This window comes from Nostoc sp. UHCC 0302 (assembly GCF_038096175.1).
Lineage (GTDB): Bacteria > Cyanobacteriota > Cyanobacteriia > Cyanobacteriales > Nostocaceae > UHCC-0302.
The window spans coordinates 8,107,800-8,129,675 of sequence record NZ_CP151099.1 but is presented as its reverse complement, the minus strand read 5'-3'; the positions used below and the strand labels follow the sequence as shown (position 1 = coordinate 8,129,675).

General features: G+C 38.3%; 20 protein-coding genes and 2 pseudogenes. 15 read left to right on the top strand and 7 right to left on the bottom strand.

What is annotated here, in order from left to right:
• Nucleotides 1-21: 21 nt before the first annotated feature.
• Nucleotides 22-1,128, bottom strand: coding sequence for an alpha/beta fold hydrolase (locus WKK05_RS35245; RefSeq protein ID WP_341527595.1), 1,107 nt, complete (start codon nucleotides 1,126-1,128; stop codon nucleotides 22-24).
• 154 nt (nucleotides 1,129-1,282) lie between these two features.
• On the opposite strand from WKK05_RS35245, the gene WKK05_RS35240 reads away from it, so the two are divergent.
• The 5 genes from WKK05_RS35240 to trxA all read left to right on the top strand — a co-directional run bounded on the left by WKK05_RS35240 (nucleotide 1,283) and on the right by trxA (nucleotide 5,173).
• Nucleotides 1,283-2,026, top strand: a complete 744-nt coding sequence (locus WKK05_RS35240; RefSeq protein ID WP_341527594.1) for a response regulator transcription factor — start codon at nucleotides 1,283-1,285, stop codon at nucleotides 2,024-2,026.
• A gap of 1,157 nt (nucleotides 2,027-3,183) precedes the next feature.
• Entirely contained in the window at nucleotides 3,184-3,447 is a 264-nt protein-coding gene (locus WKK05_RS35235; protein ID WP_341527593.1) for an RNA-binding protein, read from the top strand.
• Between the two features lie 117 nt (nucleotides 3,448-3,564).
• Nucleotides 3,565-3,774, top strand: a complete 210-nt coding sequence (locus WKK05_RS35230) for a hypothetical protein (RefSeq protein WP_341527592.1) — start codon at nucleotides 3,565-3,567, stop codon at nucleotides 3,772-3,774.
• A 422-nt stretch (nucleotides 3,775-4,196) separates the two neighbouring features.
• Nucleotides 4,197-4,496, top strand: a complete 300-nt coding sequence (locus tag WKK05_RS35225) for an RNA-binding protein (RefSeq protein ID WP_341527591.1) — start codon at nucleotides 4,197-4,199, stop codon at nucleotides 4,494-4,496.
• A gap of 344 nt (nucleotides 4,497-4,840) precedes the next feature.
• Nucleotides 4,841-5,173 carry a thioredoxin gene (trxA, locus tag WKK05_RS35220; RefSeq protein WP_341527590.1) on the top strand — a complete coding sequence of 111 codons (333 nt, stop codon included), beginning with the start codon at nucleotides 4,841-4,843 and terminating at the stop codon, nucleotides 5,171-5,173.
• A gap of 404 nt (nucleotides 5,174-5,577) precedes the next feature.
• On the opposite strand, the gene WKK05_RS35215 is transcribed toward trxA, so the two are convergent.
• On the bottom strand, nucleotides 5,578-6,201 hold the full coding sequence (locus tag WKK05_RS35215) for an FMN-dependent NADH-azoreductase (RefSeq protein ID WP_341527589.1): 624 nt from the start codon (nucleotides 6,199-6,201) through the stop codon (nucleotides 5,578-5,580).
• Nucleotides 6,202-6,349: 148 nt separating this feature from the next.
• On the opposite strand from WKK05_RS35215, the gene WKK05_RS35210 reads away from it, so the two are divergent.
• Nucleotides 6,350-6,703, top strand: coding sequence for a helix-turn-helix domain-containing protein (locus WKK05_RS35210; RefSeq protein WP_341527588.1), 354 nt, complete (start codon nucleotides 6,350-6,352; stop codon nucleotides 6,701-6,703).
• Between the two features lie 32 nt (nucleotides 6,704-6,735).
• On the opposite strand, the gene WKK05_RS35205 is transcribed toward WKK05_RS35210, so the two are convergent.
• The 3 genes from WKK05_RS35205 to WKK05_RS35195 all read right to left on the bottom strand — a co-directional run bounded on the left by WKK05_RS35205 (nucleotide 6,736) and on the right by WKK05_RS35195 (nucleotide 8,605).
• Nucleotides 6,736-7,128, bottom strand: a complete 393-nt coding sequence (locus WKK05_RS35205; protein ID WP_341527587.1) for a hypothetical protein — start codon at nucleotides 7,126-7,128, stop codon at nucleotides 6,736-6,738.
• Between the two features lie 105 nt (nucleotides 7,129-7,233).
• Nucleotides 7,234-7,839, bottom strand: coding sequence for a VWA domain-containing protein (locus WKK05_RS35200; protein ID WP_341527586.1), 606 nt, complete (start codon nucleotides 7,837-7,839; stop codon nucleotides 7,234-7,236).
• Between the two features lie 160 nt (nucleotides 7,840-7,999).
• Nucleotides 8,000-8,605: a VWA domain-containing protein gene (locus WKK05_RS35195; RefSeq protein ID WP_341527585.1), complete on the bottom strand. Its 606-nt coding sequence runs from the start codon at nucleotides 8,603-8,605 to the stop codon at nucleotides 8,000-8,002.
• 432 nt (nucleotides 8,606-9,037) lie between these two features.
• Here WKK05_RS35195 and WKK05_RS35190 point away from each other — a divergent pair, with 432 nt between their 5' ends.
• From WKK05_RS35190 to WKK05_RS35155, 8 genes and pseudogenes are all read left to right on the top strand, one after another.
• Nucleotides 9,038-10,441, top strand: coding sequence for a class I SAM-dependent methyltransferase (locus WKK05_RS35190; RefSeq protein WP_341527584.1), 1,404 nt, complete (start codon nucleotides 9,038-9,040; stop codon nucleotides 10,439-10,441).
• A 29-nt stretch (nucleotides 10,442-10,470) separates the two neighbouring features.
• Nucleotides 10,471-11,514 carry a glycosyltransferase family 4 protein gene (locus WKK05_RS35185; RefSeq protein WP_341527583.1) on the top strand — a complete coding sequence of 348 codons (1,044 nt, stop codon included), beginning with the start codon at nucleotides 10,471-10,473 and terminating at the stop codon, nucleotides 11,512-11,514.
• 31 nt (nucleotides 11,515-11,545) lie between these two features.
• Nucleotides 11,546-12,205: a methyltransferase domain-containing protein gene (locus tag WKK05_RS35180; RefSeq protein ID WP_341527582.1), complete on the top strand. Its 660-nt coding sequence runs from the start codon at nucleotides 11,546-11,548 to the stop codon at nucleotides 12,203-12,205.
• A gap of 1 nt (nucleotide 12,206) precedes the next feature.
• Nucleotides 12,207-14,621 carry a glycosyltransferase family 4 protein gene (locus tag WKK05_RS35175; protein WP_341527581.1) on the top strand — a complete coding sequence of 805 codons (2,415 nt, stop codon included), beginning with the start codon at nucleotides 12,207-12,209 and terminating at the stop codon, nucleotides 14,619-14,621.
• Between the two features lie 268 nt (nucleotides 14,622-14,889).
• Entirely contained in the window at nucleotides 14,890-15,861 is a 972-nt protein-coding gene (locus tag WKK05_RS35170) for a GDP-mannose 4,6-dehydratase (RefSeq protein ID WP_341531277.1), read from the top strand.
• Nucleotides 15,862-15,868: 7 nt separating this feature from the next.
• Nucleotides 15,869-17,047, top strand: a complete 1,179-nt coding sequence (locus tag WKK05_RS35165; protein ID WP_341527580.1) for a glycosyltransferase family 1 protein — start codon at nucleotides 15,869-15,871, stop codon at nucleotides 17,045-17,047.
• Between the two features lie 336 nt (nucleotides 17,048-17,383).
• A pseudogene (locus tag WKK05_RS35160) lies at nucleotides 17,384-17,710 on the top strand (transposase DNA-binding-containing protein); the annotation flags it as partial.
• A gap of 27 nt (nucleotides 17,711-17,737) precedes the next feature.
• Nucleotides 17,738-18,376, top strand: a complete 639-nt coding sequence (locus WKK05_RS35155) for an IS4 family transposase (protein ID WP_341527579.1) — start codon at nucleotides 17,738-17,740, stop codon at nucleotides 18,374-18,376.
• A gap of 89 nt (nucleotides 18,377-18,465) precedes the next feature.
• Here WKK05_RS35155 and WKK05_RS35150 read toward each other — a convergent pair.
• Nucleotides 18,466-19,017, bottom strand: a pseudogene (locus WKK05_RS35150) (GNAT family N-acetyltransferase).
• A gap of 72 nt (nucleotides 19,018-19,089) precedes the next feature.
• On the opposite strand from WKK05_RS35150, the gene WKK05_RS35145 reads away from it, so the two are divergent.
• A complete protein-coding gene (locus tag WKK05_RS35145) occupies nucleotides 19,090-20,970 on the top strand; it encodes an ABC transporter ATP-binding protein (RefSeq protein WP_341527578.1) in 1,881 nt (626 codons plus the stop codon).
• 128 nt (nucleotides 20,971-21,098) lie between these two features.
• Here WKK05_RS35145 and WKK05_RS35140 read toward each other — a convergent pair whose 3' ends face one another.
• On the bottom strand, nucleotides 21,099-21,749 hold the full coding sequence (locus tag WKK05_RS35140) for an acetoacetate decarboxylase family protein (protein WP_341527577.1): 651 nt from the start codon (nucleotides 21,747-21,749) through the stop codon (nucleotides 21,099-21,101).
• Nucleotides 21,750-21,876 lie beyond the last annotated feature (127 nt).

The window sequence follows — 21,876 nt, the reverse complement described above, 5'->3', positions numbered from 1 at the left end:
CCAATTTTGTCTTAAAACCAGTTACAAAGCCTTGTTTACTTCTGAATTCTGGCTACTGACACCTTTATTCTGCTGTATATTTTCTTCTAGCCATTGTAGAACCCGATTCCATGCCCACCAAGGGTCTGGATCTTGTGCTTGACGTTGACACTCTTTACTACTCAAATAGCCGACATGACCACCGTAACGCGTGAGTAACAAATCTATTTGAGGATTGCTAGCACAGGCATCTTGCAATTCAGGTATAATTGCCGGATGAAAAAGTGGATCATCGGCAGCATAAATAATCAAAGTTGGTTTTGATAGCTGAGGCAATAATTGTAAAGCACTACTAGCCTCGTAATATGCTTGCACAGAAGCAAAACCTAGTCGGTTAATTACTAGTTCGTTGTCAAAATCCCAAATGCTGTTAGTCCGTTCAATTACCGCTGGGTCTATGGCTCCAGGATGGGCATCATGGATTCGCCATGCCAGTTTTTTCAAATTTCGGACGATCGCAGCTTCCAACTGTTTACCAAAAGGTCTTTTGCTTAAATAAGAAAGCGATCGCACCGAATCTAAACTCGGACAAATCACCGCGCCACCCACAATATCGCTACTTTTTAGCCCTAAATACTCATTATCGTCAATGAGAGCCGTAGCAATTTTCAGCCCCCATAATGCTAATTGCCCTCCTAAAGAAAACCCTGTAAACCAAAATTTCTTTGGACATCCCATTTGTGCCGCAGCAGCAGCAATGTGAACAAAATCTTCACCTTCGTATAAACCATCAGAAGTTAAAGTGGGCGACAAGTCAGCAGTTTTGCCGTGCGCTCGCCAATCAAATAAAACTACAGCGTATCCTTGAGCGTATGCTTTACGTCCCAGCAGCCTCAAAAACCATTCTGTTTCCAGATCACCTGTAATGCCATAAGTACCCACAATCGTACTGTGAGCGTTTTTAGGTATGGCAACCCAACTAGAAATTGGCACATTTTGCCCACCTATAAAAACTGTTTTATGGTATGGCGGCTCTGGATATAGAATATTACTTTCAAAGTATTTTCTTCCCCAGAAAGCGGTATAGACTGTCATTGCCACACCATTTTGCAAAAACCTGGGCGGATTGTAGGCAGAATGACACAACATAGCTGGATTTTCCTGTAATTTAGTCTTGATTTCACATTTCTTTCATCTTAAGATTTATGTTAGATTTAAAACCTTTTTTATAATCTGTGCAGAAATCTTTGTATCTACCAAAGGTTCTTAATTATCCTTAATAAGTAGTAGTAATTTTTTAAGAATGCCGAGGATTCTTGTCATAGACGATGACCCAGCGATTTCAGAACTCGTTGCTGTCAACTTAGAAATGGCTGGTTACGATGTTAGTCAAGCTGAGGACGGCATCAAAGGCCAGGCACTGGCTCTCCAGCTACAACCAGACCTGATTATGCTCGATCTGATGTTGCCGAGGGTAGATGGTTTTACAGTTTGTCAACGCTTACGTCGGGATGACCGTACCGCTGAGATTCCCGTATTGATGTTGACGGCTTTAAGCCAAACTCAAGATAAGGTGGAAGGCTTCAATGCTGGAGCAGATGATTACCTTACCAAACCTTTTGAAGTTGAAGAAATGCTAGCGCGGGTACGAGCATTATTGCGGCGTACTGACCGGATTCCTCAAGCGGCAAAGCACAGTGAAATTCTAAACTATGGGTCGCTTACCCTCGTTCCAGAAAGATTTGAGGCGATATGGTTTGGTGAAACTGTAAAACTGACTCACTTAGAGTTTGAGCTACTTCACTGCTTGCTGCAACGCCACGGACAGACAGTTTCCCCTAGCGAAATTTTGCGGGAAGTTTGGGGCTACGATCCAGATGATGACATCGAAACGATTCGAGTGCATATTCGTCATTTGAGAACTAAGCTCGAACCAGATCCCCGACATCCCCGCTATATCAAGACAGTTTATGGTGCAGGATACTGTCTAGAGTTACCGAGTCTACCTCCAACAACTGAGGGAGCTTCCACATCAGTGGTTGAGTGAAATCTCCCCAAATTTGCTTAACTCGTTATCAGTAGAGTCAAGAGTCGGAAGCCAGAATATACAGTAGAATTCAGGTGGCCGCCGAGCGCACTTGTGCTGAGCGTAGCCGAAGTAGCCGAGGTGAGTCAGGAATTCAGAATTCTAAAGTAAAACGGTCTTCATGCATAGCTTTTAGTAGTCTGTATAGTTCACTTTCCTTGAAATACGCTGTATAAGTCTACTTGCTTCCGGCTCCCCTATACGGGGATAGTACAACACGGCTTACGCAAGAATTCTCTGAAACTCATATTCTTTCGTGTCTTAACTCGCAGCAAGCTCTTTGGGTATTTTCTCCTGTCGGAGAGACAATGCCCTCAGCAACCTCAAGTTTCTCACTGGTAATTTTTAATATAAAATCCAGCAAGCTTTTGTTTGCTTTGCTGAAAGAATGACGCACTTAAACTCCAATAAAGTCAGTATATACGTAAATTAATTCGAAAATAATCGAATTCAACTAGTAAAATCATCTTCAAATTGCAAGTAAATCGGTGTTACTGATCAGGAAAAAATATAAATAAATATAAAGAATAATTTTTTTGTAGTACTTGTAGTACGACTTGAAGAACTGATGCTGCGTTGAAGTTGTATTACGCTTCTATCTTATGGGTGAAGCTGCTTCTAGAGACTAATTAACTTTTTTAGGTTGAACCAGAAGCCAAAAGCAGTTAACAGCAATGCTTCCAAAGATATGTACTTATGGTTATAACGGCCTCTAGACGTTAACAAATCTAATTGCATATTTAAGTGTTATGTTTAAAGCAACGAGAGATATTTTCGGCTATGTGAATAAGCCCGTGACACTTTCCCGGATCTAAATCTCTACACTCTATTTTATTCTGGGATTTTGGTGGAAAGAGTTTTACACTTCGGAAGGTATAAATAAATTTACAAAAACCTAAAAGTGTCTCGGCTAATTAACTTTGCTCGTTTTGTAGCTTCAGAAATAGAACCACACTCATTAGTCATAAATTCTATAACTAAATGCTTAAAAGCTTTAGAAATTAAGAACCTAGAAATTTTAAGCCTCTAGTGGAAGAAATAATTGTAGATTCAAAGACAAGTTTTTGTTGTTTTTAGTTAAACTTATAACTCCGAAATGTATTACTGGGAGATATTCTATGTCAGTTTATATTGGTAATTTATCTCATGAAATTGAAGATGAGGACATCAGACAAGTCTTTTTAAAGTATGGATCTATTAAAAGAATTCTAGTGTCAACCAACCAGAAAACAGGTGAAAAGAGGGGATTTGCAGTTGTAGAAATGGAAACAGATACCGAAGAGGTAGCAGCTATTCATGCATTAAGAGGGACTGAATGGATGGGTTATAGCCTTAAAATTAATAAAGCTAAAACCATTGCAGATGCAGGCTCGTCGCGCTAATTTGAGTGCATATGTTATACTAAGGTAGTTAAATTATTGTGGCAGTCATATAAAAGTTAAAAGTAAGTTAAGGGCGGAAGTTTGGTAAACCAATTCTTTGATGAAGTTGAGTAGAAATTGAAAATTAAAGCGTTGGATGTCAAGGCTGGCGATCGCATTGTTGCCTACTGCAAAAACAAAAGGCAAATCTGCAAGGTTAAACAAATTTTAGATTTAGGTCAGACCAATGTTACTCTCTCAGTATTCACAACTGACCATTATCGTGGCTGCTTAGTTTCCTGCGTAGTTCGTTTCCACGGGGACGCTTTAGTTGAATTAGTAAGCTAATAGTAAGCTAAAAATCCTATCCAACTTTGCAAGAATCATTAGTTGGATTTGAATAATGAGGATTTTTAGGTAACATTTTTCAGCTAAATATCCTCTAAATTTAATGCTAATAGAATCTTTAGCGATTTTAGGAATCAGCTGATTTTAAGTTTTATTTGGTAGTGACGATCAGCTAATAAGCATTAAAGCTGCATAAAATCAGTATTATTAACCTTACTTAAAATATCAATCACTCACATGACTTTTTATGGTGGTTTTTCAAACTTCCGCCCTAATATTGTGCTTTTATGTCATAGTGTAAGATGAGAGTTAATTCGGCGACCGCGTTTGTTTTTAGTATTAACAGGCTTTTTGCTTTTGGTATTTACAGACTTTTCTCCGAAACCTAAATCTCTACACATTTATGATTTCGGAGATAATCTATGTCCCTTTATGTAGGCAATCTTTCCTACGAAGTTACAGAAGAAACTTTAAATGCTGTTTTTGCAGAATATGGTTCAGTAAAGCGGGTACAGCTACCTACTGACCGTGAAACAGGACGTTTACGCGGTTTCGGTTTTGTAGAAATGGGAACAGACGCTGAAGAAACAGCTGCCATTGAAGCTCTTAATGGTGCTGAGTGGATGGGACGTGACTTGAAAGTAAATAAAGCTAGACCTAAAGAAGAAAGAGGCTCGTTTGGCGGCAACCAAAATAATTATGGCGGACGTAACCGTTATTAAGCCTTATAAATTTAATTTTTTGAGCTAATCTGTTAGTCCAGCAAATATTTTGATGTATTAACGGCTTAAGCATTTCTGCTTGAGCCTTTTTGACACAAAATTTTGCTTGCAAACGCAAATCTAAGTTTGAGAAGCCAAAACCCCTGTTCAGAAGTTTTCCATAACAAACTTAACCTTGCGTGTTCAAACGGCTGTTCTCATAACCATCATAGGTAAAACAGACTTGAAACAATGGATTGTTAAGCTCCTAAAAATCAGTTTGAGGTGAAACCTTGAATCTTCGTTAGCTATATACTCGAAAATAGTTTTTTTGAAATTTTAGTTTAATACTGAGGAGTTAAGAAATGTCTACTAACACTGATACAGTTACTTACGTTCAAGAAAGTGAATTTGATACTCTTTTAAGTGAAGAAAAAGTTGTTGTTGTTGACTTTACTGCTACTTGGTGTGGCCCTTGTCGCTTGATTAGTCCATTAATAGAGCAACTCGCTCAAGAATACAAAGGTCGTGCCAAAGTCGTTAAAGTAGATGTAGATGAAAACAAACCGTTGTTCAAAAAATTTGGTCTTCGCAGCATTCCAGCAGTTTTAATTTTTAAGGATGCTGAGTTAGTAGAAACTATTGTGGGAGTTACTCCTTACGAGCAATTTAGTACTGCTGTTTTGAATCTTCTTTAGCTTGTTTTCGGGGGGACTGACAGTTCTCCCAATAAATTTTTAAAATAAGTTTTTAATCTTTATCTAAGATAATGCAGATTTGCTCTAATTTCTACTGACCAATTTGGTTAAAAAGAAGAAATTGGCTGTTTTCTCTTCGCATTCGCTGCCAATTTACTTTGATGATATCCTTGTCTATGAAGTTGCCTACAATTCCTGCGATCGCATTCCTGATTCTCGCTCTCTCTTCAAAATTAAAGCAGTTATTTTTTAATTCACAAACAACGAGCGCAAATATTTCGTAAATTCCTCATTTGGGCAATTTCAGCTCATAAAATTTCAATTTAAAGAACTCCGGTTTAATTGCGGTAGAAGCGGACATCTGTGCGCTTCTACTTACAAAACTAAATCTAAAATGGATATAACTACCAGTTAGCTACTGCTTGGGCGATCGCATCTTTAGCAGCGGCTAGAGACTTTTCACGAGCCTCATCACCTGCACCCAAGCTATCGGCGTGGATAAAGGTAACATCAGTAATACCAAGAAAACCAAAAATAGCGCGGAGATATGGTTCTTGATAATCATAAGCAGCGAAGGGAGTTCCTGGAGGGAAACTACCACCACGCGCTGTGATAATCAGTAATTTTTTACTGCTATCTACTAAACCTTTGTACCCATTTTCGTCAATCGTGAAAGTGCGACCAACACGGACAATTTGGTCAATGTAAGCTTTGAAGGTAGAGGGTATATTAAAGTTGTACATCGGCACACCAATAACGTAGCGATCGGCTGCGATAAACTCGTCGATCAAGCTATCAGACAGCTTTATTGCTTCAGCTAGTTCCGGTGTATGTGTATCAGGTGGTGTAAAAGCAGCAGCAATCCACGCTTCGTTGACATGAGGAACAGGATTGTGACCCAAATCACGGTAAGTCACTTTATCGCCTGTATGAGTATCTTTCCAAGATGTAATGAACTCATAGGAGAGTGCGCGTGAAATAGAACGTTCACCACGAGGACTAGTATCAATGTGGAGGATATTTGCCATAAATAAATTTCCCAATCAGAACTATGCTGATAAGTGTGTAACAGCGTTATGGGTAAAGTGCAAAAAACTTGCCCAGTAGACTTTAATCTATATACAGTTAATATGAGAAGTAGGCACTTAAAAGTAAGTATCTTACTAAAAAGTAACTATGAAAGCAGAAGCAGAAAACTACAGCAGGCTAACTTGCGAAGTTGAAACCACGCTAAAAATTATTGGCGGACGTTGGAAGGTTTTAATTATAAGAGAATTAATGGCTGGTGTAAAACGGTTTGGTGAGTTGCAGCGAGCCTTACCTGGAATTACCCAAAAAATGCTGACTCAGCAACTTAGAGAAATGGAAGAAGACGGTATAATTCATCGAGAAGTCTATGCCCAAATTCCTCCCAAAGTGGAATATTCTCTGACGCCATTAGGAGAAAGTTTACAGCCAATTCTCTATGCAATGCATGAGTGGGCTATTCAGAATTTATCTGGATTAAGTGGCAAACACAATAACGATTAGTTGATAGCAACAGTTAAAATAGATTGATTTTATTAGTTGGTTTGCAGATATTCTATTGCTGCTTCTAATTTTGAAGGGTAACCTTCAGAAAATCTTTCAAACCAAAGTCCTTCAGGTGAGAACGGATCGAGTTTATTTAGCCAATCTTTTGCCTGCTTTTTCAAAGCCTCTATTTCTTTAGCTTTGAGTTGTTCTTCTTGTCTTTTTGCTTGTTGTATTTCTTCTTGTCTTTTCAACTCAAGCACAGCATCTTCTTGGGCAAAATCAGCCTTAACTTCTGCCAAAAGGTTATCTATTAAAGATGCCGATTTTGCCGACGCTTGGATAAATGATTTAGGTATATTTGAAGTTTGTTGCTGCTGTTTGGGTTGTACTTCTTCGTACTCAGCTTTGAGTTGAGCTAACAGCTTATCGATGGAATCCATTGTTACAAGTCCCAAAAATGTTATAGCTAGTGCAACATCTTAGTAGCGAGTGCTGAGTTAGGAGTTAAAAGTTATTTCTTCTCTGCTCCCTGTTCCCTTTTTCTACTAATCATTAATGGCATTAAGTAGCACTTCTGATAAACTCATATCTTCCATATCTTCCATAGTAATTGTGTCACAAATATCAAATTTAGCACCAGCACTTTGCAGTTCATCATCTAAAACTTTCAGAAAGCGAGTAGCTTGCTGATCTGTACCAACTTGAATAAAAGAAATGGCTAATTCTTCATCCCGATCAATGCGGCGAGAAGCTTCAATAATTACTTTCATCACTGCTTTGCGATCATCGGGTTCACCATCAGTAACTACTAAAATTGTTTCACCATTTGACTTGGTTTGACCAGATGCTTTGCGTTGTAAATAATCATCAGTTGCGTGTTTTAATACGCCTGCTAAATCAGTAGTACCAGAGGGATCATTTTCTCTAAAAATTTGTGCTACTTTACTTGATGTAACATTTTCATAGCGTTTAAATCTCCCAGAAAACACATAAATAGTGATGCCATCTGAATCGAATTGTTCACACTTACTAGCTAAGGCAAAGGTAGATTCTTGTGCTGTGACCCATCGAGTTCTACCACCTTTTTGATCAGGGGTTGCCATGCTGCCACTTTTGTCGATAATTAAGGTATAGTCACGATTTTCTAACATTCTTAAATTCTCCATTTATTTAATCAATGATCAATGTCAATCAACAAGCTTGGTATTCACGGCTGTGAAGTATGAACTCTTGAACGCCAGTTGCTACAAGTCGGGGAAACCGCCCAACGCACTGGCTCCTCTTGACTCTTGACTCTTGACTCTTGACTTATCAATCAGTTATGGCGTTCATCAATACATCTGCAAGGCTCATTTCTTCTAAATCGTCTAAAGTCACCGTGTCGCAAATATCAAATTTAGCGCCGACACTTTGCAACTGGTCGTCTAAAGCTTTGAGGAATTTAGTTGCTTGAGGATCTGAACCTACTTGAATAATCGAAATTGCTAATTCTTCATCACGCTCCATCTGGCGAGTAGCATGAATTATCACTTCAAATACTGCTTTGCGATCGTCAGGTTCACCATCAGTAATTACTAAAATTGTCTCTCCATTCGCCTTTGTTTTACCAGCAGCCTTGCGTTGAAAGTAGTTATTAAGTGCATCCTGAAGTACACCAGCTAAGTTTGTTGTGCCAGCAGGGTCATTTTCCAGAAATATCTGTGCAACTTTAGCTGAGGTTACATCATCATAACGTTTAAATCTACCGGAAAACACGTAAACAGTAATGCCATCCGGGTCAAACTGCTCACACTTTCTAGCCAATGCCAAAGTCGACTCTTGGGCTATCTCCCATCTATTTCTACCGCCTGCTTGGTCGGGGGTAGACATACTACCACTTTTGTCTAAGATTAATGTATAGTCGCGATCGCTCATCATATTATTCCTTTAATGTACCTCTTGCTACTAGTTTAACCCTGCTTTCTTAGCAAGAGATAAGGCTTGTAGGCTTTTGTAACAAGGTAACTACTCATTTATTACTCAGAATAGGGCTTTTTACCGCAGATTTACAGGTGTTTGGTAGGCAATGGCTTGGGTTAGTCAAGCACGCCGTTCACGTTTTATAAAGACCCCTATCTCCACTTGGACGGAATTTTGAGCAGTTGAACGGCTATCACACCCTAATTTTTGTTAACTGATTAAAGAATGGCCATGCGATCGCCTGCTAGTGTAGGATAAACAATGCCCACCTACGTGTACATTAAAAATCTAACGTGAGTTCTAGATGAAAAATTTTATAACCCATTAAATTATGGATGTACTTTGTAGGTAAAATTTAACAAATCAGGGCTAGCTAGGTGAACTAATAAAATGATTCATTCAAATAATCCAGAAATTAACGTTGATGAGTTAATACAAAAGATTTATGATGAGGTGGCTAAACATCAAGTTCACTCTCGGACAATAGGCTCTAAATCTAATTTAGACACATCCAGAATGAGGTCAAATATTAGCTATATTGAAGCTTTACTTAAAAACGCAGAGTCTAGATCAATTATCCGAACAAAGTGGCCTGATAAGCTTAATCGCTTTCCTTTTAAAATTCCTACTAAATTACAACAATTTATTCTAAAAGTTATTAATTTTTTCTTTAAAGACCAAAGAGAAGTCAATTTTAATTTAATCGGTACTTTAAGAGAGTCGATAGCACTGAATCGACAGCTAATAGAACAAGTCACAAATTTAAAACTACAAGTAGATAGTCTGAATGGAAGTGTCAATCAAATTAATAACAGACTTAATACTATTGATGATTCTAAAACTGTAGCTGGGAGTTTATTAAATAGTATTGAAGAGAATTTAGATACCATAAATAGGCGCTTGCAAGCAGTAGATGTCCAAATACAAAGAATAGATGAACACCTAATTAATACAGATATTAGAATTAAAAAGGCAGATGAATTTTATATCAAAAATGATAGTTACCTTAAAAATGATCTAATACAGCAGAAGCGTCTGATAACTATGTTTTTGGCAGAAGCACGAAAACGTTTACCAGAACCTTTTAGTCAAGAAAATCTGCAAACCTTTATCAATGAAGAGCAACATTTTTTGGATGCTTTTTACGTCGATTTTGAAGACAAGTTCCGAGGTAGCCAGCAAGATATCTTCAATAGTTTCAAAGTTTATCTACCCTTAATTCAGGAAGCTAAAGTTGGTACACCTGAATCACCAATTTTAGATGTAGGTTGCGGTCGAGGTGAATGGTTAGAATTGCTACGGAATTCTGGATATACAGCCAAGGGTTTAGATATCAATAGAGTAATGCTAGAGCAATGCAGATATAAAGGGCTTGAAGTTCAAGAAGCAGATGTCATTGCTTATTTACAAACTTTACCTGATGAAAGTTTGGGTGCTATAACAGGGTTTCATATTATTGAACATCTCCCTTTTGAAACCCTAATTAATTTATTTGATGAAAGCGTTAGAGTTTTGAAACCAAATGGATTAGTCATATTTGAAACTCCCAATACTAGAAATATATTAGTAGGTTCAGGAGATTTTTATAGAGATCCAACGCATAAAAACCCAATTCATCCTGATACACTTAGCTTTATAGCTGAGGCAAGAGGGTTCATTAAAAATCAATCTTGTTTCTTTGAAGAAACTGAGGGAACAGTACATTTAATTAATTCATTAACTAGAAAATTTGACGATTTAAACGACTACGTTACGGTTTCCCGTGACATGGTACTATTAGCGTACAAAGCATGAAAATAATTATTAATTACAACTTTTAAATAATGAGAATAGGAGTTGTCACAGTTCAAGTACCTTTCATCCGTGGTGGTGCAGAAATATTAACAAATGGTTTGGTAAAAGCCATTCGTGAAGCAGGTCATGAAGCTGAGGAAATATCTATGCCTTTTCGTTTCGCTCCAGTAAGTGAAGTGAAGCGGAGCATGGATATTTGGGCTAGTGAGAACTTTGAGTATATGAATGGCTACACTATGGATATAGTCATTTGTCTCAAGTTTCCTACTTTTTATTTGCAGCATCCTAATAAAGTTGCTTGGATTATTCATCAACATCGTGCTGTGTATGATCTCTGGGATACCACTTTTACTGAAGGCTTATCAAAAACATCTGAAGGTCAATTACTTAGACAAGAAATTATTCAAAATGATCAGCAAGCATTAAAGAGTTTTAATAAGGTCTTTACTATCGGTAAAACAGTTTCTAAGCGTCTTCAATACTTTAATCAAATCAGTTCAGCTACACTTTATCATCCACCAAAACTATATGGTCAGTTTTATACTAGCCCAGCAGAACCTTACATCTTTTTTCCTAGTAGATTGGAGGAGCTGAAGAGACAACATTTATTAATTAAGGCTATGAAGTATGTCAAATCTCCAGTTTTAGCTTTAATTGCTGGAGATGGCGGACAGAAGATAGCTCTACAAAATTTGATTGAGCAATTAGATATTAATCACCGAGTACGTTTAATAGGAAGACTTTCAGATGCTGAAATGCTGGGTTTCTATGCTCATAGTCTAGGTGTGTTTTTTGGCTCCTATGATGAAGATTATGGGTATGTAACATTAGAAGCAATGTTAGCTGCTAAACCAGTAATTACTTGCACCGACTCAGGCGAAGCAGTAGAGTTTGTAGTTGACAAAGAAACCGGTTTGATTGTTCAACCAGAACCGGAAGCGATCGCTCAAGCAATTGATAATTTATACTTTCATCAACAAAGAGCTACTGAAATGGGTATGGCAGGTTTAGAAAGATACCGGACACTAGACATATCATGGGAGAATGTCATAAACCAGCTTATACACACGTAATTGCTCAAAACACTTAACGCTGCTGAAAATTATGAACTCTATAAAATCTCTTACTTCCAAGATTATTAGCAAGCTTCCTAAGTTATACAGTATAGGTGGCAGTAACAGTAAAATTGTTTATCAGACTAAAAGTTTACAGCCAATTAGTGTACAAAAAGTTGAATATAAACCTCTAGAGGAATTTAATTACTTACAACATCCACGTAAGCTAAATCTTGGATGCGGATTTGATATTCGTGCAGGTTATTTAAATATTGACTTCCAAGATTTTCATAATCCCGATATAGTAGCTGATATTAAAAAATTAGATATGCTACCGTCAGACTTTTATGAAGAAATTATAGCTCAAGATTGCCTTGAACACTTTCCTCGAGCTGACACGGAGCCTGCATTAGCGGAATGGTCACGATTACTTAAGTCTGGAGGTATTTTAAAACTTAGGGTTCCTAACTTGATTGGTTTACTTGAGCTTTTCTTATGGGAATCAAAACAAACTGTCGAAGAACAAAAATTATTAGTCCAGTGTATGTATGGTACGCAAGCTTATGATGGTGACTGGCATTTAACTGGTTTCACACAGATTCTATTAGAACATTATCTAGAAAAAGCCAGATTTACCAATATTAAATTTGAATCAAAAGACCATTGGTTATTTGAAGTAACTTGCGAAAAAAATAGTCTACAGAATTAATATGCAAATCGCCATTGTTGCTCCTAGCCCAGTTCCCTTTTGTATTGGCGGAGCTGAAAACCTTTGGTGGGGACTATTAGAATCTATAAACCAATATACTCCTCATCAAGCAGATTTAATTAAATTACCAAGTCCAGAAAGGGATTTTTGGGAACTTATAGATAGCTACAGAAGTTTTTCTGAGTTAGATTTGACTCACTTTGATTTAGTAATATCTGGTAAATATCCGGGATGGATGGTACACCATCCTAACCATATTTGTTATATGCTGCATCGATTACGCGGCTTATATGATACATATCATTTTACTAGATATTCAGAAATCTATAGTTCAGAAAATCATGACATTACTGCTCTACAGAAGTTTATCAGAGGTAATCAGGGAAATAGGAATGCCTTAAAAGAGTTTTTTGAGAGATTAGAACAGCTGCGCTTTAGCCCTAATTGTCCAAAAGATGCGTTTCAGTTTCCTGGCCCTTTAATACGAGAATTTATTCATTTTCTTGATGGAATAGGTTTAGCACCCAATGCAATTAAGAAGTATACTGCAATTGCTAAAAATGTAGTCAATCGCCAAAATTATTTTCCTTCAGAAAGTTTTGTAGAAGTTATATATCCACCTTCACATATCAAGTCTTTTCGTAGAGGTAGTAATAACTATCTATTCACGGTTGGTCGTTTAGATAATGCTAAACGTATCAGCTTGTTAATCCAAGCAATGAAGTATGTAAAAACAAACATTCAGTTAAAAATTGCTGGAACAGGGCCGGATGCAGACTATCTAAAAAAATTGGCAGGAGAAGACGAAAGAATAGTTTTTCTAGGGTTTGTCAATGACCAGGAAATAACAAGTATTTATGCCGATGCCCTAGCTGTTCCTTATGTTCCTTACGATGAAGATTATGGGTTAGTAACTATAGAAGCGATGATGAGTGGTAAGCCAGTGCTAACTACAACAGATGCTGGTGGCCCTAATGAGTTTGTCATCAACGGTGAAACCGGGTATTCAGTTCCTCCTGACCCCCAAGCACTGGCTGAACGCATTGACTATCTGTGTGAACATCGAGATGAAGCGCAGCAGATGGGTTTGGCAGGTCGAAAGCTGGTTAAAGTAATTAACTGGGAAAATGCAGTTGCGAGGTTGTTAGGCGAAAGTACTCCATCTACATCTACACCGATTTCAGATAGCAAAAAACGCCAAAAAATTACAGTAGCTTTGACGTTCCCTGTTTTTCCTCCCAGAGGCGGTGGGCAAAGCCGAGTATTTCACCTGTATCGAAATTTAGCTAAACAATTTGATATTGAGCTAGTAACATTTACAAATGCTGATCAAGATACATTTAGAGGTGAAATTGCACCTAACTTATATGAAACGCGAATTCCTAAATCCAAACAACATCAAGAGCAAGAGTGGCTAATTGAACAAAAGGTAGGAGTACCAGTTACAGATGTTGTCATGCCACAACTGTACCATTTAACTCCTGCATATGTGGAAGCTTTAAGAGCATCTGCCAAGTCTTCAGATTTTATAATTGCTTGCCATCCTTACCTTCTACCTGCAATTCAAGCAGTGAGTAATAAGCCAATTTGGTATGAAGCTCAGGATGTAGAAGTTGAACTGAAAAAAGGTATCCTGCCAAATAATGTCATAGGGCATGAGTTACTGGAATTAACTCGTAAGGTTGAAGAAGAATGTTGTCGTCTGAGTCAAGTAATTATGGTTTGCTCTAGCGATGATGCTAAGGCACTTCATGAAATATATGGTACAGATTTAAGTAAAATAATTGAAGTTCCTAATGGGGTAGATTTAGAAACAGTTAGTTACATCGACATAGAAAAACGCCATTTAAAGAAAAAAGAGTTAAATATAGTTGGAAGTTTTACGGCGATATTTCTTGGCAGTTGGCATAATCCTAATTTAGAGGCAGTGCGGCACATTTTTAAAATGGCTCAGGAACTTCCTCAGATTAATTTCCTCATTATCGGTAGTGTAGGTTTGGCGTTTCGGGATGAGCCAAGACCTGCAAATGTGGGCTTTATGGGAGCAGTAGATGAAGAAACGAAAGATACTGCGTTTAAATTAGTAGATGTAGCACTTAACCCAGTCACTTTTGGTTCAGGAACTAACTTAAAAATGTTAGAATATTTTGCTTCTGGAATTCCTGTTATTTCTACACCGATTGGTGCAAGGGGATTGGGGATTGAAGATGGAAAACATTGTATAGTAGTACAATTAGACAAATTTTCTGAAGCGATCGCTCAGATAAAACATGAAGATTTAGCAACTCAACGTAGTCGTGTTGAGGCGGCTAAACGTCATGTTCAAGAAAACTTTGATTGGCAAGCGATCGCGCAAAATTGTATTCAAGACATTACCAGGAAATGCTTGGATTTGAAAGAGAAAGACCAAATATGAAACTCTCTGTAACTATCCTGCTTTTTGGTTCTGCCTAGAGAAAAATATCGGAGTTTTTCCTTCTTAGCAACAAAAATTCATTTAATTTAAATTCCCTAGATAATGAATGGAAAAATCAGAAGTTGACAATTTTCGCTCATTGTGCAGTCTTTACTAAAATATTTTCATTTAAAACCTTACAGCCAGTATCAACAGACAGCCTTTATGCATCAGTCTTGAGTAACTGGAGTGATATTTTGTAGTCTGACAACAAAATCTAATGACAAATGTGACAAAAAGAGCCTTAATCACTGGTTTAACAGGACAAGACGGTTCCTACCTCGCCGAACTACTCTTAACTAAAGGCTACCAAGTATTTGGTCTAGTGCGCCGTTCCAGCACTAGCAACCTAGAGCGTATTACCCACCTTTCAGACAACATTCAAATCTTATCAGGTGACCTTTTAGATCAGTCCTCCTTGATGGATGTGATTGCTGAGGCTCAACCTGACGAAATTTATAACCTCGCTTCTCAAAGCTATGTTCCCCTTTCCTGGACACAGCCTGCTCTGACTGCCGAATATACAGCCCTTGGTGTCTCCCGCCTCTTAGAATCTATTCGTCGCTGCAAACCCGATGCCAGATTCTACCAAGCATCCAGTAGTGAAGTTTTTGGTCAACCTGATGAATCGCCCCAAACTGAACGTACTGCTTTCCGTCCCCGCAACCCCTACGGTGTTGCTAAAGCTTATGCCCACTGGATGACTGTCAACTATCGGCAAAAATACAACCTCTATACCTGTTGTGGAATCACATACACTCACGAATCACCTCGACGTGGTACAGAATTTGTATTTCGCAAAATCACTCACGCAGCAGCCCAGATCAAGCTTGGTCTAGCAAATGAACTAAAATTGGGCAACCTAGAAGCCCGTCGTGATTGGTGCTACGCCAAAGACGCTGTTTACGCCATGTGGTTAATGTTGCAGCAAGAACAGCCTAATGACTACATCATCGCTAGTGGTGAAACTCACTCTGTCAAAGAACTGGTTGAGTTTTCTTTTAACTATGTTGGTCTAAATTGGCAAGATTATGTGTCTGTTGATCCTGCATTTTACCGCCCTGATGAACCAGTGCAATTAATTGGTTGCATTGATCAAATCAAAAGTGAGATAGGTTGGCAGCCTCAATATTCTTTTAAGGAATTGGTCGAGTTAATGGTTGATTATGACCTGAAAAAGTTAAGCAACAGCGGAGCTTAAATATTTGATGCTAAAAATTGTAGTTGATGCTACTCCAGTAGAGCCAAAACCAAGTGGAGTTGGTTTTTATGTTGCTAATTTAATCTCCTCACTTGATGCGTTACAAGCTCAAGAAAAATTTCAATTAGAGATTGCCTACCAACCAGGATTTAAAAACTGGCTTTTAGGAAAACTAGCTTTACCTAATTGTCTAGATAGTTATTCTAATATTCATCTACTACCCATCCCTGTCAGAGTTTCAGATTTATTATTGACATCAACTCAAGTTTCAAATTTATTACTTGATTATTCTCAGAATTACTTTGAAAAATGTTTTAATTACCCAAGTATATTACATGGAACTAATTACTCAGTTTATCCCTGTAATAATAGCTTCAAGGTGATGAATATATATGACCTTACATTTATTAAATATCCTAACTATATAGATTCAGTTGTCAAAACATATACAAAAAGAGTTAAGCGCTGCTTACAGTGGACAGACTTAGTATTAACAATTTCAGAAAGTTCCAAAAAAGATATTATTGAGTATTTGCAAGTACCTCCCGAAAAAATATATGTTACTCCTCTCGCTAGCCGTTACAATATTGATTATTTGTCTTGGCAAAATATTCCAATCTTAGAAAAGCAAGTTAACTACGATTTTTCTAAACCTTATCTACTTTTTGTTAGTACAATCGAACCGAGGAAAAATATTAATACTATAATAACAGCCTTTAATTTTTTAAAACAAAAGTATAAAATTGACCATCAGCTAATATTAATTGGTAAAAAAGGATGGAACTATGAACCTATATTTGCAGCTATTGAAAGTTCCTATTGGAAACACGAAATTCATCATCTTGACTACTTATCTGATGAATTAGTGGCATTATTTTACTCAAAAGCTGATGTTTTCGTTTATCCGTCTCACTATGAAGGTTTCGGTTTGCCTGTATTAGAAGCAATGACACTAGGCGCTCCAGTCATCAGTGCTAATACTTCGTCAATACCAGAAGTTACAGGAGATGCAGCTATACTAATTGACCCGAATGAACCCATTGAACTAGCTGAAGCTGTATTAAAAATAATTAGTGATTCTCAGTTAAGCCAAGAATTAATTAACAAAGGCAAAGAAAGAGCAAAATTATTTTCTTGGGAAAGAACAGCAAAAGAAACGTTAAAGGCCTATAAAAGTTTAATTTAACGAAGATATTTAGATAATTTTGTCTCTCATCAATTAATTATTAACTTATCTATTCTTCTTTCTCAACCAACGGGTATCTATATTATTACAAGCACAAGTAAAGGAATTAAGTGTTACTTATCAAGTAAAGTTCCTCAACTATGTTAGGACTTACGCACGCACTCAGATCCCCCAACCCCCTTTTTAAGCTATCCATTATAAACATCTTTCTTAACAGAGAAGTTGACAAAACAGAGAAGTCATGTAGTGTCTATAGCAAGAGCCGGAAGCATAGCAAAGTCAGCAATGGAACAATGGATCACACAAGAATTAGAAAGAACCTAATTAGGTGACACTAGAAGAACCAAACGGTTGATCAAAATAGTCGAAAATTTAAGTGCCAAACCAGAAGCGAGTATTCCACAAGCGAGTGGGACATGGGCTCAAACAAAAGCCACCTATGACTTCTGGGATTCACCATACATCAAACCATCGATGATAAGACTTGGACATATCAATGGGACAGTAGAGCGAATCACCAAGCATGGAGTAGTTTTAGCAATACAAGATACCACAGAACTGAACTACACCAGTCACAAAGCCCTATCGGGAACAGGATATCTCGACAGTAAATATGCCCAAGGATTAAAAGTCCACTCAGTCCTGACAGCCTCCGCACAATGAATACCATTAGGTATCATCGCGCAACAAGTGTGGTCAAGAAAGGAAGAAGAATTAGGAAAGACGCAACACAGGAAACAAAAATCAACCGCACAAAAAGAAAGTATTAGATGGCTTGATGCCTTGAAATTAACAGAGTCAATCATCCCAGAATCGGTACAAGTAGTAACGATTGCCGACAGAGGTGACATTACAGGCAATTTTGGTCACAGAAGTAGACCCAGCACAGAGATTGAGCCGATTTGTTGGTTACTGCTGACCACCTTAGAAATTAGCAGTCTGGAAGATGTTTTGCAGTATGTACGATGGTACAGTTATCGCTGGTTAATTGAACGTTATCATTATGTCTTAAAAAGTGGTTGTGGCATCAAGAAGTTACAACTGGAAACGGCGCACAGAATAGAGATGGCTTTGGCTACCTACAGCATCGTTGCTTGGCGTTTGCTGTGGCTGACTTACTTAGCTCGTTGTCAGCCTGATGCTAGTTGTGAACAGGTTTTAGCACCTCATGAGTGGCAAGTTCTGTATGCAACCATTCATCACCAACTTTATCCTCATACAGTACCACCGACTCTGGCTCAAATTGTCGATTGGATTGCTCGACTCGGCGGGTTTTTAGCTTACTTACCAAGGGGAGCCACTGCGTTGGGCGGGTTTCCCGACTTGTAGCAAGTGGCGTGGGACTACAGGGGGTCGAATTAAGTGCAGTCTCTAAATAGAATTGATATTAACTAGCAAGCTTTTAATATTCAATTTATTTAAGTTCGCAAAATATAAAGTGAATCATCCGCTTGCCATTGGGAACGTGCCAGCGCATAGTAAACTACATCCAAGTTGTGAAATTGGGCGTTCTTCTTGTATTTCAACCCTAATTTTTCCATTACACGACGCGAAGCAGTATGTTCTGGTGCAGCGATCGCAACAATACAATCTAGCTTTACTTCCTTAAAGCCATACCTTAAACTTGCCTTTGCTGCTTCGCTAGTAATACCTCGATTCTAATAAGCCTAATCCAAACGATAGAGAACTTCTACTTCTGGACTATTTGGTAAAAAATTCAGCCCGCAATGACCAATTAACTTGCTGGTTACTTTCTCAACTACAGCCCAGACGCCAAAACCATGCTGTTGCCAGTGTGCGATAAAAAATTCTAATATTTCTTGTGTGACTTTTTCGAATTGATCTTTTGGAATCGGGTCTCTGGGCGAATACTTCATAACTGCTGGATTACTCAAAATTAGAATTAGTTCATCTAAGTAATCTAAGGTATAAGGTTTGAGTAGCAGTCTTGCGGTTTCTATCTCAGGCATGGTATCAGAAGGTGAGTGCAAAGGCTACTTTAATAAAGCTTATTTATACTATTGGAATATAATGCTCCTACTATGAGCATCTACCAATCCCTGAAAAAATCTTACACCCAAGACCGGCGGCGTGAAAATGACTGGCGGTTGTTTTTGCGTTTAGTGCCTTATGCCAAGCGTAGTGGAAGACTGTTGGCGCTATCGATGTGCTTACTCATACCGATCGCATTAGCTAACGCCTTACAACCGCTGTTAATCGGACAGGTGATTTCCCTGATTCGCAATGAACCAAGCACCTACGAATTTTTCAGGAATCGCCCTTTTTGGCAAGGAATACATATCCTGGAAGGATTATTGCTGGTTACTATTGCTATCCGATTACTATTGACAGGCGTTCAAGGTTATCTGGTACAAAAGCTAGGACAACAAATTACCGCAGCAATTCGCCGAGACTTATTCCATCATGTAACATCTTTAGCAGTACGTTTTTTTGACAGGACACCTGTTGGTAAATTAATTACCAGACTCACCAGCGATGTGGAAGTATTGGGAGATGTCTTTTCCACTGGGGGGATTGGCACTTTGTCCGATTTCTTTACCATGCTGGTAATTACAGGTTTAATGTTTTCTATCCAATGGCAACTCGCTGCGTTGCTGCTGCTGATGTTGTTACCTGTAACCTGGGTAATTATTTACTTTCAACAAGAGTATCGCAAAGCCAATTATAAAGCGCGAGAAGAACTTTCTATCCTCAACTCACAACTCCAAGAAAATGTGGTTGGGATTAACGTAGTGCAGTTATTCCGCCGAGAAAAATTTAATGCTGAATTGTTTCGCGCCACAAATAGCCGCTACACCCAACAAGTGGATCAAACTATTTTTTATGATTCAGCTGTTTCAGCAACTTTGGAATGGATTGGGTTGATAGCCATTGCTGGTGTTTTGGCATTAGGTGGTTGGTTGCTGTTAGGAGGAAATCTGACTTTTGGGACTTTATCGGCATTTATTTTATATGCTCAACGATTATTTGACCCTTTACGGTCTTTGGCGGAAAATTTTACGGTAATTCAAGCTGGATTTACCGCTATTGAAAGGGTGAGTGATATTTTAGATGAACCAATCGAAATACGCGATCGCGTCAATCCACGGTTCTCAATATTTGATGCTAAATTCGGCTATATAGACGAGTTAGTTGCAGAGTTAGAATCCTCAAATGTCGATTCCACTCCTGAACTAGGAGAAATCCGCTTTGAACACGTTTGGTTCGCTTACAAAGATGATGATTACGTCATTAAAGATTTAGATTTCACCATTCATCCTGGGGAAAAAGTGGCATTAGTTGGCCCCACAGGTGCGGGTAAAAGCTCAATTATTCGTCTTCTATGCCGCCTTTACGAACCTACCCAAGGACGGATTCTTGTAGATGGCGTGGATATCCGCGAGTTACCACAGGCAGAACTGCGGCGTTATATGGCAATAATTTTACAAGAAGGCTTTTTGTTTGCTGGTGATGTTAAAAGCAACATTACTCTAGGAGATAGCTACACTTTAGAAGAAATCCAAGAAGCAGCAGAGAAAACCAACATTGCTAACTTTATTGAACAGTTGCCACAAGGATATAATACACAACTTAGAGAACGAGGTACAAATATTTCTAGTGGGGAAAAGCAACTTTTAGCCTTTGCTCGTGCAGCGATTCGTAACCCAGAAATTTTGGTATTAGATGAAGCCACTGCTAGTTTAGATGTTGGCACAGAAGCTTTAGTTCAAGAGGCATTAAACGAGCTTTTAGTAAGACGCACTGCGATTATTATTGCTCACCGCTTATCTACAATTCGTAATGTAGATCGCATTTTTGTTCTCAAGCGTGGGGAATTAATTGAACAGGGAAGTCATGAACAATTGTTGGAACAAAATGGGCTTTACGCCACTTTGCACAACTTACAAATGTTAGGAACTTAGAGTCAAGGTACGAGACCTGTCAATTTTTCTCATTTTGTAAAGCCTATGGCAAACTGCTGTGCTTCTAAACCCCTTTAATATTTGTGAGTATGAAGTGCGATCGCTAATTCCGCAACTTATGAATTATCCTAGCGATAAATCGCTTCAACTTTCCTCTGACCTACGATTTTTGGCGCATCAACCCGTAATCGCAACTGTTCACAACGCACAGTAGAAAAAGGCTGACTTAAACCCATTCCCGAAAAAGGACTTTCAGCAGGAATTTCTAAATGGGAACCAATCAAACCAATAAGCGACTCAACTTCAGCAGAAAACATCAGCAAATCAGTACCCTTTGCACTATAACTAGATGCGCCTAACCGCTGTTTCCATGCCAAACTTTGCCGATTGTACCTTAGACTACATAACTTCTGGTTACCTTGATAAACAGTCACACGCTCTCCTTGCTCCCAGGTAAACGCAGCTAATTCCTTCGGTAGCCCCCAAATTTCTCGACCGCCAGCCACCGAATCAGCATTATCTACATAAATGTGCGAAACCCAACCACCAATTTTCCCTCGATAACTAACCACAGCCGGAATTACAATTAATTCGCTATACTCTAGTACTGAGCCTGACCCATATTGAGATAAATATACGCCACAGAAGGTTTTACCAGGCCATACAGATATAATTTCTAACTCAGAAGGGATAAGAGAACGCACTCGGTCAATATTTATCAAATGCAGAGTTTGAATAGCGTAGCCTTGAAGCGTCCAAGGTGTTTGTGGATAAGGCATATACAGATTTTAGTAGAGACTTTGCAATGCAACGTTTCTACAATTACCAAATTACAATATAAAAAAAATCCCCACCCAGGCTTATGCTTGGATGGGCAATATGAGGCAGGGACACGATAATTTTCCC